Annotated in this window: 14 protein-coding genes; 6 read left to right on the top strand and 8 right to left on the bottom strand. The window is 70.1% G+C overall.

Going from position 1 to position 13,062, the window contains the following annotated elements; genetic code table 11:
* Positions 1-23: 23 nt before the first annotated feature.
* Both SB786_RS19640 and SB786_RS19645 read left to right on the top strand, forming a co-directional pair.
* On the top strand, positions 24-857 hold the full coding sequence (locus SB786_RS19640) for a molybdenum cofactor biosynthesis F family protein (protein WP_410729028.1): 834 nt from the start codon (positions 24-26) through the stop codon (positions 855-857).
* Positions 854-1,663: an SDR family oxidoreductase gene (locus tag SB786_RS19645; RefSeq protein WP_410728901.1), complete on the top strand. Its 810-nt coding sequence runs from the start codon at positions 854-856 to the stop codon at positions 1,661-1,663. Before SB786_RS19640 ends, SB786_RS19645 begins: the two co-directional genes overlap by 4 nt.
* A gap of 90 nt (positions 1,664-1,753) precedes the next feature.
* On the opposite strand, the gene SB786_RS19650 is transcribed toward SB786_RS19645, so the two are convergent.
* Positions 1,754-2,479 (bottom strand): dihydrodipicolinate reductase, encoded by a 726-nt coding sequence (locus tag SB786_RS19650; protein WP_410728902.1) that lies wholly within the window; start codon positions 2,477-2,479, stop codon positions 1,754-1,756.
* Positions 2,480-2,789: 310 nt separating this feature from the next.
* On the opposite strand from SB786_RS19650, the gene SB786_RS19655 reads away from it, so the two are divergent.
* Positions 2,790-3,503: an SDR family NAD(P)-dependent oxidoreductase gene (locus SB786_RS19655; RefSeq protein ID WP_410728903.1), complete on the top strand. Its 714-nt coding sequence runs from the start codon at positions 2,790-2,792 to the stop codon at positions 3,501-3,503.
* A 32-nt stretch (positions 3,504-3,535) separates the two neighbouring features.
* Here SB786_RS19655 and SB786_RS19660 read toward each other — a convergent pair whose 3' ends face one another.
* Positions 3,536-3,946 (bottom strand): RidA family protein, encoded by a 411-nt coding sequence (locus SB786_RS19660; RefSeq protein ID WP_410728904.1) that lies wholly within the window; start codon positions 3,944-3,946, stop codon positions 3,536-3,538.
* Positions 3,947-4,069: 123 nt separating this feature from the next.
* Here SB786_RS19660 and SB786_RS19665 point away from each other — a divergent pair, with 123 nt between their 5' ends.
* Positions 4,070-4,267 carry an oxidoreductase-like domain-containing protein gene (locus SB786_RS19665; protein ID WP_034176467.1) on the top strand — a complete coding sequence of 66 codons (198 nt, stop codon included), beginning with the start codon at positions 4,070-4,072 and terminating at the stop codon, positions 4,265-4,267.
* 75 nt (positions 4,268-4,342) lie between these two features.
* Here the strand turns inward: SB786_RS19665 and SB786_RS19670 are convergent, their stop codons facing one another.
* Positions 4,343-5,803, bottom strand: coding sequence for an MFS transporter (locus tag SB786_RS19670; RefSeq protein ID WP_410728905.1), 1,461 nt, complete (start codon positions 5,801-5,803; stop codon positions 4,343-4,345).
* Between the two features lie 156 nt (positions 5,804-5,959).
* Here SB786_RS19670 and SB786_RS19675 point away from each other — a divergent pair, with 156 nt between their 5' ends.
* Complete coding sequence (locus tag SB786_RS19675; RefSeq protein WP_410728906.1) at positions 5,960-6,832, top strand: LysR family transcriptional regulator; 873 nt, start codon at positions 5,960-5,962, stop codon at positions 6,830-6,832.
* Positions 6,833-6,901: 69 nt separating this feature from the next.
* Here the strand turns inward: SB786_RS19675 and SB786_RS19680 are convergent, their stop codons facing one another.
* The gene (locus SB786_RS19680) at positions 6,902-7,801 is read right to left on the bottom strand and encodes a LysR family transcriptional regulator (protein WP_410728907.1); all 900 of its coding nucleotides are present in this window, start codon (positions 7,799-7,801) and stop codon (positions 6,902-6,904) included.
* 99 nt (positions 7,802-7,900) lie between these two features.
* Here SB786_RS19680 and SB786_RS19685 point away from each other — a divergent pair, with 99 nt between their 5' ends.
* Entirely contained in the window at positions 7,901-8,881 is a 981-nt protein-coding gene (locus SB786_RS19685) for an NAD-dependent epimerase/dehydratase family protein (RefSeq protein ID WP_410728908.1), read from the top strand.
* A gap of 76 nt (positions 8,882-8,957) precedes the next feature.
* Here the strand turns inward: SB786_RS19685 and SB786_RS19690 are convergent, their stop codons facing one another.
* The 4 genes from SB786_RS19690 to SB786_RS19705 all read right to left on the bottom strand — a co-directional run bounded on the left by SB786_RS19690 (position 8,958) and on the right by SB786_RS19705 (position 12,941).
* Entirely contained in the window at positions 8,958-9,659 is a 702-nt protein-coding gene (locus tag SB786_RS19690) for a DUF2848 domain-containing protein (protein ID WP_410728909.1), read from the bottom strand.
* A gap of 58 nt (positions 9,660-9,717) precedes the next feature.
* Positions 9,718-11,037 carry an MFS transporter gene (locus tag SB786_RS19695; RefSeq protein ID WP_410729029.1) on the bottom strand — a complete coding sequence of 440 codons (1,320 nt, stop codon included), beginning with the start codon at positions 11,035-11,037 and terminating at the stop codon, positions 9,718-9,720.
* Between the two features lie 86 nt (positions 11,038-11,123).
* On the bottom strand, positions 11,124-11,801 hold the full coding sequence (locus tag SB786_RS19700) for a hypothetical protein (RefSeq protein ID WP_410728910.1): 678 nt from the start codon (positions 11,799-11,801) through the stop codon (positions 11,124-11,126).
* A gap of 99 nt (positions 11,802-11,900) precedes the next feature.
* Positions 11,901-12,941 carry a LysR family transcriptional regulator gene (locus SB786_RS19705; protein ID WP_410728911.1) on the bottom strand — a complete coding sequence of 347 codons (1,041 nt, stop codon included), beginning with the start codon at positions 12,939-12,941 and terminating at the stop codon, positions 11,901-11,903.
* Positions 12,942-13,062: the final 121 nt, after the last annotated feature.

Genomic DNA, 13,062 nt, shown 5'->3' on the forward strand with positions numbered 1-13,062 from the left:
TGAAGCTGCGCGGGAGACGGCAGGTGGAACGACAGGATCCGGTATTCATTCAGGTTGGCGCGCTCGCGGACGGTTTCGCGCCGGACGCGCACGTCCTAGCGCCCGTGAACGCACTCGTCGGGCGCTCGCTGGCCCTCGGCGACGCAGCCGGTGCATGGCGCGTCTATACGTTCGAGGCGGGCGCGCTGCAATGGCGGGATGCGGCGACCGACACCGGCGGCTGCGCACCGTGCCGCGTGACGCGCTTGCGCGACGCACTGTACTTCGTCGATTACATCGATCCGACAGCACGCGCGACATCGGTCAGCCTCGTGATCGACGTCGGCAACGGCGTGTGGACGTCGGTGGTCGGTACGCTGCCGACCGAGGCCGACACGCATATCGACGCGTTCACCCGCGTCGCGCGCGGGCTGCCGCTGACGGGCGTCGACGCGGCGTTCCGGCACGGCACGCTGGGCGGCCACGCGCAGCCGGGCCCGCTGCACGGCCCCACGCGCGAATTGATCGGCAAGCGGACGATGTATCGCTACAGCCCGACCGAATGCTACGAGCACATCTACCTGAACGAGAACTTCTACGCATGGCAATGCCTGCAGGGCGTCGAAGGCGGGCTCGCCGACGTGGACCGCTGCCATTACTTCAGGATCGCCGCTGAGCTGTATCTGTTCGTGTGGCGCGAGAAAGTAGTGCCGACGCTCGGCGTCGTGCTGATCGACCTCGCGCAACGCAAGACCGACGGCAAGATCTTCGGCTATCAGGGCGGCGATTTCGGCACGCTGTCGAACTTCCCGATCGGCGCGCATGCGCAGGTTCTGAACGAAACCGTGCATCCGCTGGGCGGCGAGGCGCTGCGATGAGCGCCGTGCCGGGCAGCGGGCGCCTGCGTGCCGATTTCAGCGGACGCGTCGTGCTGGTCACCGGCGCCGCGCAGGGGATCGGTGCCGCGATCGCGCGTCGTTTCGCGCAATCCGATGCGTTCGTCGCGCTCGCCGATCTCAACGCCGATGCGGCGGCCGCGCAGGCGGACGCGCTCGTCGGCGCGGGCGGCGACGCGCGCGCGTATCGCGTCGACGCCGCGAGTCGCGACGAACTCGGCGCGCTCGTTGCAGCGGTCGAACGCGATGGCGGCCGGCTCGACGTCGTCGTCCACAACGCCGCGTATTTTCCGCTGACGCCGTTTGCGCAGATCGACGAGCCGACGCTCGCGCGGACGCTGTCGGTCAACCTGTCGGCGCTGTTCTGGCTCGCGCAGGCCGCGCTGCCGGCATTCGAGCGCACGGGGGCGGGGCGGCTGCTCGTCACGTCGTCGGTCACCGGGCCGCGCGTCGTCTATCCGGGGCTCGCGCACTACGCGGCGTCGAAGGCCGGCGTGAACGGCTTCATCCGCGCGGCCGCGCTTGAACTCGCGCGCCGCAACGTGACGGTCAACGGCGTCGAGCCGGGAATGATCCGCACGCCGGCGGCCGGCAATCTTGGCGATGCGTCGGTCACTGCGCAGATCGCGCGCGACATTCCGCTCGCGCGGATGGGCGAGCCGGAGGACATCGCGAACGCGATGCTGTTTCTCGCGTCGGCCGACGCGGCGTACATCACCGGGCAGACGATCGTCGTCGATGGCGGCGCGACGTTGCCCGAGAGCGGGGCCGTGCTGGGGGACGCATGACGCGAGCGTCGACGATGGCGCGATTGCGGCCGTCGCGTGCGCCGGCCGGCGCGTCGGCGGCTGGCCCGGGCGTCGTCGCGTGTGCCGCGCCTACAGCCAGCCGTTGTGAATGAACTCGACGATCGAATACCGGCGAGGTTCGAGCGCGTGCCGCCGGACGGCCTCGACGATCCGCGACACGCCGTCCGCGTAAGGCGACGCGCCGTACACGCGGGATTCGAACTGCAGGCTGCACGCGTCGTCCTCGATGCGGATTCGGTGGAACGCATGGCGGCCGAGCTGATCGTCGGGAATCTGCAATGCGTCGCGCTGCTCGTGCGGGTCGCGTACGGAGCGGATCTCCTGCGCTGGAATGCCGAGCGATTGACCGATGCCGACCGCGGTGCCGGGCACGGATGTCTTGCTGGCCTGGTGCGACTCCGTCACGCTGATGCGGCAGTCGCGAAACAGGTGGCCGCTGGTTTCCAGCATGCTCATGAACTTGAGCATCAGGATGTTCGTATTCGGACAGAGCACGATGGGGAAGTCGTGCGATCCGGTTTCGAGGTCGGAGCCGGTGGACAGCTCGACGAGCGGCGAACCGGTTGCCCGGCAGAATGCGATCGCGGCGGGCAGTTCGCGGCCGGACCCGGCGTGCACGACGATCGATCGGGCGTCGCTACGTCGCGCGTCGCTACGCCGGGCGTCATCGCTACGTTGCGGCTCGGTGCGTGCATGCTCGGACCAGGCCATTACGTGACAGGTTGACGGGTCGAGCCGGTGCGAGCCGAGCAGTTCGGTTGCCAGTTTGCCGGTGCCAACGACGATTACTTGCATGGGGTAGACGGGTTGAGGTTCGGGTTTCGATACGGAAACGGCTCACGCCGTTCAAGGGTCCGGCGCGATCATGATGCATCGCGCGGCGCACCGTGATCGGGCATTATGCCCGCCCGGGCGTGGCGCACGCGTGCAGTGCCGGCGTGTCGGCTCGCCGACGTGGCCGGCATCCACGCATGCGTCGCAATGCGCAAGCAAGCGTGAACGGCGCTACGCTGTCGAACCGCCGGCCGGGCGCGTCCGTGTCGCGGCCGGCATTGCCCCCTAACTACGCATCAGCAATCATCCCTAGACTCAGGAGAGCACATCGATGGAACACGACCTGAAAGGCAAGGTAGTCGCGATCACCGGCGGATTCGGTCATCTCGGCGTCGCCACGGCCGCGTGGCTCGGCCAGCGCGGCGCCCGCGTCGCGCTGATCGGCCGCGGCGCGGCGACGGACGCGCACGCGTTGCCCGGCGTGCCGGCCGATGCGCTGCGCATCGGCGGCATCGACCTCGTCGATCCGCAGGCGGCCGCGCGCGCGCTCGATACCGTGAATCGCGAATTCGGCCGGGTCGACGCGCTGCTGAACATCGCGGGCGCGTTCGTATGGCAGACGATCGCCGACGGCGATGCAGCCACGTGGGACCGCATGTACGAACTGAACGTGAAGACGGCGCTGAACGCATCGAAGGCCGCGCTGCCGTACCTGGTGGCGAGTCCGGCCGGCCGTATCGTCAACATCGGCGCGGGCGCGGCGTTCAAGGCCGGCGCGGGAATGGGCGCGTATGCGGCGGCCAAGGCGGGCGTCGCGCGGCTCACCGAGGCGCTGGCGGCGGAACTGCTCGATCGCGGCGTGACCGTGAACGCGCTGCTGCCGAGCATCATCGACACGCCGCCGAACCGTGCGGACATGCCGGACGCGGACTTCTCGCGCTGGGTCCGGCCCGAACAGCTCGCGGCGACGATCGGGTTCCTGCTGTCGACCGATGCGCAGGCGATCACCGGTGCATCGATTCCGGTGAGCGGGCGCGTGGCGTAGCGGGTGGCCGGCTATCGCGCCCGGGCACGACGTCAACGCAGCCGGAATCGCGCACGCGGAATTTCCGCGATCGCCGCGATTTCGATCAGCAGATCGGGGCGGTAGAGACGTTCGACCTGGACGGTCGTCGTCACGGGATAGGGTTCGGCGAAGAACGTCTCGCGGATGTCGCCGGCCTGCATGAAAGCGTCGATGTCGGTCGCGTAGTGAACCAGCGAGATCACATCCCGCATCTGGCCGCCCATCGCGGCGAGCACGTCGCGAATGTTGCCGAGCGTTTGCCGGACCTGCGCGCGCATGTCGGCCGCACCGACGACGTGTCCGTCCCTATCGAGTGCGACCTGTCCCTTCAGATGGACGATCCGGCCGTCGCCCTGGACTACGGCCATCGAGAACGCGCCGAACGGCGCCCAGAGTTCCGGCGGATTCACTGCTTCGGCCATGACGCGGCTCCTGTTGGTCGGTCGTCGACGCGCGAATGCATGGCCTCGCGCGGGCGGGGTGCCTGCATGTCGCAGTCCATCACCGTATACTGTTCGTTCAGCCTCATGTGACCGAATGAAGACGTGACCAAGCCTGCCTCCGCGGATACGCCGGACGACGATCCGCGTCCCACCCCGCCTGAACAACCTGAACTGGAAGACTGCTGCAACAGCGGCTGCTCGCCGTGCGTTTTCGACCTGTACGACGAAGCGCTGGCGCGCTATCGCGTCGAACTGGCCGCATGGGAAGCGCGCCACGCGCCGCTCAAGCATCACCCGTGAGCCCGATGCCGGCGAGCGCTCGCGCATGCACCGTTTCCGTGTCGCCACCGAGGATGTGCCCCGCGCCCGCCGCCATCACGCGCGGGCCCGCGCCCGCCGATGCATCGGCCCCAACGCGGCCGACAGCGCGACGCACACGAGCAGCACGACCGTCAGCGCCCACATCGCCGTCCTGAAGCCCTGCACGTAGTCGAGCGCCCCCGGCTGCGCGCCGAGCCGCGCGAAGAACAATCCGCCGAGCGTCGCCGCACCGACGGCCGCGCCGATCTGCAGCATCGCGGTGACCATGCCGGAGGCGACCCCGGCGCGCGCCGCATCGACTTCCGCGAGCACGATCCGCACGACCGATGGCAGCACGAGCCCTTGCCCGACGCCGATCGCCGCGATGCCCGCATAGAAGCCCGCGCCGGGCGCATGTTCGCCGGCCAGCACGGCGGCGGTCGCGACGCCGGCCGCGAGCATCGCGAAGCCGAGCGTGAGCACGCGATAGCCGCCGAACCGGTCGACGAGCCACGGCATCAGCAACGGGCTAGCGAGGAAGCCGATGCCGAGCGGCAGGATCGCGAGCCCCGATGCGAGCGGCGACCAGTTCAGGCAGCCCTGCAGATAGATCCCGTAGCTCAGGAAGAATGCGCTCAGCATGTAGAACAGGAACGCGAGCGTGAGCCCGAGCGCGACGACCGGGTTGCGCAGCAGGCGCACGTCGAGGAGCGCATCGCGGCCGCCGGCGAGCCGGCGCGCCTCGACCGCCAGCAGCGCGCCGAGCATCGGCAGCGCACCGACGACGCACGCGACCATCCACAGCGGCCAGCCCGCCTCGCGCCCGTGCGTGAGCGGATAGACGAGCATCAGCAGGAACAGCGACAGCAGCACCGTGCCGGGCACGTCGATGCGCTGGCCACGCGGCGGCCGGCTCTCGGGGATAAAGCGCCAGCTGCCGAGCAGCGCGAGGATGCCGATCGGCACATTGACCAGGAAGATCGCACGCCAGCCGAGCCCGAACGGATGCAGGCTGATCAGTGCGCCGCCGCCGAGCTGGCCGATCACGGCCGCGAGGCCGAACACGAAACCGTAGAAGCCCATCACGCGCACCTGCTCCTGCGGGCTGAACACGCTGCGGATCGTGGCGAGCACCTGCGGCGCGAGGATCGCGGCGAACAGGCCCTGCAGCACGCGGCCGCCGACCAGCACCGCGCCGCTGCCGGCGAGCCCGCACAGCGCCGATGCGACGACGAAGCCGGCCATCCCGACCATGAACATCCGCTTGCGGCCGTACAGGTCGCCAAGCCGCCCGCCGGTGATCTGCACGACCGCGTTCGCACACGCGTAGGCCGACACGACGAGCTGCAGCTCGGCCGGACGCGCGCCGATGCCGTCGCGGATGGCCGGCAGCGCGAGATTCACGATGAAGTAGTCGAGCGGCGGCAGAATGGCGCCGACCAGCAGGACCACGAGCGCCCAGCCGTGATGGCTGCGCGGCGATGCTGCGGCGGCCGCCCCGGCCGGTGTGCAAGGGGCGAGGGTGTTGTCGGTCATGAACGGAAGTCCGAAAGAATGAGGGCCACGTGCAGAATCCGGTCGAAACGGGATCCAGGGACGGCGGTGAAGCGATATTCTGGCGATCGCCGATGATTCGGAAAAGCGGGAATTGGTGGTAGCATCCATCGGGTTATCCGATGGATGGAGGGGGTGATGCGCGGTTTCGACCTGGATCAGTTACGCACATTCGCGGCGGTGGCGGACGCCGGCAGCCTGACGGCCGCCGCGCCGCGGCTGCACCTGTCGCAGTCGACGGTCAGCGAGCAGGTGCGCAAGCTCGAATCGCGCGCCGGCGTGCCGCTGTTCGTGCGCAGCAAGCGCGGCGTCGAGCCGACGCCGGCCGGCGCGCGCCTGTTGCAGCATGCACGGCGCATCGTCGCGCTGAACGAGGCTGCGTTCGACGAGCTGCGCGGACAGGCGATCAAGGGCGAGTTGCGCGTCGCGATCACCGACTACTACCGCACGCATGAAGTCGCGGGCCTGCTCGCGCGGCTGCGCGAGTGTTACCCGCAACTGAGCCTGCACGTGAGCGCGATGAAGAGCGCCGAGATCGAAGCCGCCCATGCGCGCGGGCAGATCGATCTCGGCGTCGTGATGAACCTGTCGAGCGGTCCGTTCCGGCCCGCGTCGGCCGATACGCGCTGGGTGCTGCGGCGCGAGCCGCTGTCGTGGGTTGCGTCGCCGGCGCTCGCCGAGCAATTGCCCGAGCAGTTGCCGCTCGTGCTGCTGCCGGACGATTGCATGATGCATCAGATCGCGTTGCGCTCGCTCGACGAGCAGCACGCGCCGTACGTGCTCGTGCACAGCGCGTCGGGCGTCGCGGGGCTGCAGTCGATGCTCGCGGCGGGGCTCGGCGTCGGCTGCCTGTGCGCGTCGGCGATCGGCGAGGGCCTCGTGCGGCTCGGCGCGAAATACCGGCTGCCGGCGCTGCCCGACGCGGTGTTCTCGCTGACGCCGCCGATGCCCGGCGAGCGCGAGACGGTCACGCAGGCGCGCGAGGTGCTGTCGCGGCAGTTGCTGATGTGAAACTGGGGTGCGCGTCGGCGGGAACGCACATATTGGCGGCGCTTCGCGTGCGCCGCGGGTTTGAACGGCTTAGTCCGCCGTCCCGTCGGCATACGCGCGCAGCCCGTTCGCCAACGCATCGAACACGGCCCGGCAACGCGGGCTCGTGCGCAGATCCTCGTGCATGACCACCCAGGTTTCCAGTTTCATCGTGGGCCCGTCCGGCAGCACGCGCACGAGCCGCGCATCGCGCTTCGCAAGCCCGTTCTGGCAGAAGCCGATCCCGTAGCCCGCGCGAATCATCGCAAGTTGCGCGAGATTGCTGTCGGTGCGCAGCGCGAACGCCTCGCGCTTCCACAACGGCATCCCGCGCCCGGCCGCGCGGATGAACGGCGTGACCGTATCGAAACCGATCAGCGCGTGATGGGCGAGTTCGCCGATGGTCGACGGTGTGCCGTTGCGCGCCAGGTAGTCGTCGCGCGCATGCAGTCCGACGTCGATCTCGCCGATGCGCCGCGCGACGAGCGCGTCCTGCGCGGGCGGCGCCATCCGCACCGCGATGTCGGCCTCCCGGTTCAGTACGTCCTGAATGCGGTCGGTCGCCACCAGTTCGATCACGAGCCCCGGATGGTCGCGCCGCAATTGCGCGAGCATCGGCGGCAGCACCTCGACCGCGATCACGTCGCTGGCCGAGATCCGCACGGTGCCGCGCACGCCCGCGCCGTGGCTCGCGGCCGCCCGCTCGAACGCGGCCGCCGCGCTGCGCAGCGCCTCGGCATGGCCGCGCAGCGCGAGGGCCGCCTCGGTCGGCAGCAGCCCCGACGGCGAGCGCGTGAACAGCGTCTGGCCGAATGCGGCCTCGAGCGCCGCGACGTGGCGGCCGGCCGTCGGCTGCGTGATGCCGAGCGCGCGCGCCGCGCCCGACAGCGAGCCTTCCGTCAGCACGGCCAGGAAGGTGCGGTAGCGCTCCCAGTTCAGATCGATGGTCATGCATAAATGTATAGCAGATCGATCGGGTTCAGCAATTCCTTATTAGGTGGCCGGGCGCCAGAATGCGTGCTGTCAACGGTTCATACACGGAGAACGGCAATGACGGCGAACGCAGGCGGGACGCAACGACAGGCACTCGTGCTCGGCGCGAGCGGAGGCATCGGCGGCGAGGTCGCGCGTCAGTTGCGCGATGCCGGCTGGCAGGTGCGCGCGCTCAAGCGCGGGCTCGACGTCGCGACGGTGGAGCGCGACGGGATCGCATGGATGCGCGGCGACGCGCTCGACCGCGAGACGGTGATCCGCGCGGCGCGCGGCTGCAGCGTGATCGTGCATGCGGTGAACCCGCCCGGCTACCGGAACTGGAGCGGGCAGGTGTTGCCGATGATCGACAACACGATCGCGGCGGCGACGGTGGCGCAGGCGACCGTCGTGCTGCCGGGGACCCTCTACAACTACGGTCCCGACGCGTTTCCGGTGTTGCGCGAAGAGGCCCCGCAGCATCCGACGACGCGCAAGGGCGCGATCCGCGTCGCGCTGGAGCAGCGATTGCAGGCGGCGACCGCGCAGGGCGTCCGCACGATCATCGTGCGGGCCGGCGATTTCTTCGGGGCGCACGCGGGCAACAACTGGTTCGGGCAGGGGCTCGTCAAGGCAGGGCGGCCGGTGGCGTCCATCAGCGTGCCGGGACGGCCGGGCGTCGGCCATCAATGGGCGTACGTGCCGGACGTCGCGCGCACGATGGTCGAGCTGATCGAGCGGCGCGACACGCTGGAGCCGTTCGCGCGCTTTCATCTCGGCGGTCATTGGGACGCGGACGGCACGCAGATGGCGCAGGCCGTGCGCCGCGTCGCGCAGCGGCACGGGATGCGGCCGACGGTGCGGCGTTTTCCGTGGTGGCTCGTGTGGGTCGCCGCGCCGTTCGTCACGACGATGCGCGAGATGATCGAGATGCGTTATCTGTGGCGCGAGCCGCTCCGGATGGACAACGCGCGCGTGACGGCAGTGCTCGGCCGCGAGCCGGTGACGCCGCTCGATACGGCGGTGGAGGCGGCGCTCGCGGGGCTCGGGTGCTTGCGATGACGGCGGGTGGCGAAGGCGGGCGGCAGGCGCGCATGCGGCTGATGCCTTTCATTGCCCGCGCACGCGCGACCCTCCGTCACGCCACGACCGGCAACGCCTCGAGCGCATACCGGTGCCGCAGGCTGCGTCCGAGCACCGGATCGTGCAGTTCCATTTCGAACGCATCACCGTCGCCCATCGCCGCGATCGCGCCGTGCACGGCGACGGTACCGCCGAACATCGCGCAGCGCTCGGGCATCGTGCGCCGGTCGTCGAAGCGCTGCCACAGCACCTCCGGCGCGAGCAGTCCGCTGAGCGCGCCATGCTGATACGCGACGCGTTCGCCGCCGGGCCGGACCAGCCACGAACGCATCTCGATCGCATCCCAGTGATCGGCGATATCCGCGTGGCGCCAGGCATCGCGGCCCAGCGGCTTCGCGCACACCTGTTTCGACACCGCGACGCCGTAGGCTTCGACTTCCCGATCCGTATGATCGGAACCGACCGTCACCAGCGTGCCGGCCGGGCTATCGATCAGCACGCACTCGATCTCGCCGCCCGAGCGCGCGCCGAGCACGCCGATCGACGGCGCCTGCGTGAGCAGCGCGGACGCTACGCGATAGAAACACGGCGTGGTCGACGGCGGCGCGACGCCGAGCGCCGCGAGTTCGTCGATGTGCGCGCGGATCGCTTCCGGATCGCGGCCTGCCCAGCCGGCGATCACGACGCGTTCGATCTCGACGTCGACCTGTGCCGGCGCGCGTTGCAGGGACATCACGTTGAACGACAGGGCTTGCATGCGGGTATCCGTTTGAAGTGCGAATGAACGAGGCGAATGACGCGCTCGACCGGAGCGCTCAGTCCGCGAGCGGACGGTGCGCGGTCTCGCGCGCGGCGAGCAGCGCGATCGAGGTCACGACGAGCGCCGCGGTGACGTACAGCGACACGGCCGTCGTCGTCCCCGTCTGGCGGAACAGCGTCGCGATCACGAGCGGCGCGAAGCCGCCGCCGCCGATGCCGGCGAGCGTGTACGCCAGCGACGAGCCCGCATAACGTACGCGCGTCGGGAACTGCTCGGTGACGAACGCGCCTTGCGGGCCGTACATCACCGCGTGGATCACGAGGCCGATCGCGACGGCCGCGACGATCGCCCCCGGCCGCGCCGTGTCGAGCATCGTGAAGAACACGAACGCCCACACGATGCCGGCGATCGCGCCGGCGAGGTACACCGGACGGCGCCCGAAGCGGTCCGACAGCGCGCCGAAGAACGGCACCGCGAGCGCGTTGCAGGCCGTGCCGACCATCACCGCCGTCAGTGCGACGGGGCGCGACAGGTGCAGCACGGTCGTCACGTAGGTCAGCGTGAACACGACGATCAGCGCATACAGCACGTCGGAGCCGATGCGCGAGCCGCCGGCGATCAGCAGGCGCCGCCAGTGGCATTTCAGCACTTCGGCGACGGGCACTTCGGCGGTCGCGTGCGACTCGGCGAGCTGCTCGAATTGCGGCGTTTCGTCGACGCCGCGGCGCAGCCAGAAGCCGAACACCACGAGCAGCGCGCTGGCCGCGAACGGCACGCGCCAGCCCCACGACAGGAAGGTGTCGGACGTGGTGGACAGCGTCACGAGCGCGATGCAGCCGGTGCCCAGCAGCGTGCCGAACGACGGGCCCATCTGCGTCCACGACGCGGACAGCCCGCGCCGCTTCTGGTCGCCGTGCTCGACCGACAGCAGCACCGCGCCGGCCCATTCGCCGCCGAGCGCGACGCCCTGCACGAAGCGCAGCGCGACGAGCAGGATCGGGCTCAGGATGCCCGCCTGCGCATAGGTCGGCAGCGCGCCCATCAGCGCCGTCGTCACCCCCATCAGCACGAGCGTGAGCATCAGCACCGCGCGGCGGCCGATGCGGTCGCCGAGGTTGCCGAACACGAAGCCGCCGAGCGGGCGCGACACGTAGCCGACCGCATAGGTCGAGAACGCGAGGATCGTGCCGGCCAGCGGGTCGACCGACGGAAAGAACAGATGGTTGAAGACGAGCGCGGCGAGCGTGTTGTAGATCGTGAAGTCGTACCACTCGAGCGACGTGCCGATCATGCTCGCGGACGCGAGTCGGCTGTTGCGGACACGGCGGGGCGCGTGGGCGGCGGGCTGGGCGAGAGTGCTCATGGTGTCGGGCAGGTCGTGAAGGATGACGGGGGTACGCGCGCGGGCCGATGCGCCGCCCGCGTGCGGATGACGGAGGCCGCCGGCGGCGAAGCCGGCGTTCAGGCCGGCAGGGCGGCGGCCTGCTGCGTTTCGGCGCGTGCCACCGGCAGCGGCGCGGCGGCGCGCCACATCAGGTCGAAGGTGCGCACGTCGTCGTGACCGGCGATGGCGGCGGCGACGCGGCGCGTAGCCGCGGCGTCGCTGCCTTCGATCAGGACGAGCGCGTCGGCGGCCGGACGCGTGGCGGCATCGGCGCCGATCGGCGCGGACAGGTCCGGCGCGGTGCGGAACAGCCGCGCCGCATGGATGCCGGGTTCGCGCAGCGCCGCGTCGAAGCGCTCGCGCAGGTGCGGCACGTCGATGCGTTCGGGCGGCAGCACGAACAGCGCGAGATGCATGCCTTCGCCATCGCCGGCCTCGATCGTCAGGTCGCCGACCCGCCGCTGCGTGCCCGTCATGCGTTCGAAGTTCGCGAGCGACCATGCGCTCTGCTGCGTGAACGCGCGCCGATAGGCATCGCCGCGGAACACGTCGAGCGTGTCCGTCACGTACAGCGCGAGGTACTTGCGCGGGCCGCCGTCGGTCGCGCGAAACCGCCGCGCATGCGTGAAGCCGGGAATCGCGACACGCTCCTGCATGTGCTCGCGGTCGTACCACGCGTTGAAATCGGCTTCGTGCGCGGGGTCGATATCCGTCCAGACGCAGAGCTGGCCGTGCGGAAGGGAAAGGCGGGTCATTGCGGGTTCCTTGTGACGGGGTGTGTCAGGAACCGCAGTGTCCCGAAGACGGGCCGCGCCCGTCCAACAAGAAAACAAATTCGCGGTGAACAGGTTTTCTTATGAGCGGCGCGGACGGCGTTTCGCCGCAGCAGCGGGCGACGCGGATTTCGGCGTGCGTTTTGCCGCCGCGGTTCCGGTCTTTGTCGCTGGCCGGGCAGCGGCCTTGCCGACGGAATCGGCCTCGGCCTTTGCCGATGCGGCCGGCTTCGCATGGCTCGCGGCGGCCGGCATCGCGCGCGCGACTTCGCTCGCCAGTTCCGCGATGCGCGCGGCGACCGGCAGGCCCTGCGTGCGATACGACGCGACGAGCGGCAGCGCGGGGAATTCGGGTTCCACGTCGAGCAGTTCGAGCGCGCCTTCCTGCAGTTCGCGCCCGATGATCGCGGGCGGCAGCGCGGCCACGCCGAAACCGTCGGCGACGAGCCGGATCATCGCGGCGACCGACGTGATGCAGTTGATGCTGGCCGGCCGCTCGACAGCAGCGAACAGCCGCTCGATCGTCGCGTGCGGCCCCGAGTGGCGCGAAAAGCTGATGATCGGGTACGCGGCAAGCCGCGCGACGTCGAGCCGTTCGCCGCCGAGCCCGAGACGCGGGCTCGCCGCCCAGCGCACCGGAAATTCGCACAGCGGCAGGTTCGTGAAGTCGGGGCCGGGCACCGGGTCGGTCTGCAGGATCAGGTCGACGCCGTCGGTGCTGAGCAGGCGGATCAGGTGCAGCGTCGTGTCGCTCGTGATCTCGACGTCGAGGCGCGGATAGCGCTCGCGCAATTGCGCCATCAGCGCCGGAAACCAGCTGTGCACGATCGACTCGATCACGCCGATCCGGATCAGGCCGGCGTCGCTCGCCGCGTCGATGTCGCGCCGCATCTCGCCGTCGAGCCGCACGATCCGCTCCGCGTACGCGAGCATGCGCCGGCCCGCGGGCGTGAGCGTGGCCGAGCGCGTGTTGCGGTCGAACAGCCGCACGTCGAACGCCTCTTCAAGCGACGCGATGCGGCTCGACACGGCCGCCTGCGTCGTGTGCAGTTTCTCGGCCGTGAGCCGGAAGTTCTCCAGCTTCGCGAGCCAGACGAAGGTTTCAAGAAACCGGATGTTCATCGAAGTCCGAACGGTGAGGCGGTGCCGCACGAGGGCGGCGGGATCGGTCGATGTTAGCGGATTTCCGGGGCGGGAAACGAGCGGGGCGCGTGCAGCGCGTGTGCAGGGCTGGGCGCGGGCG

This window comes from Burkholderia sp. SIMBA_062 (assembly GCF_046534765.1).
Taxonomy (GTDB): Bacteria; Pseudomonadota; Gammaproteobacteria; order Burkholderiales; family Burkholderiaceae; genus Burkholderia; species Burkholderia ambifaria.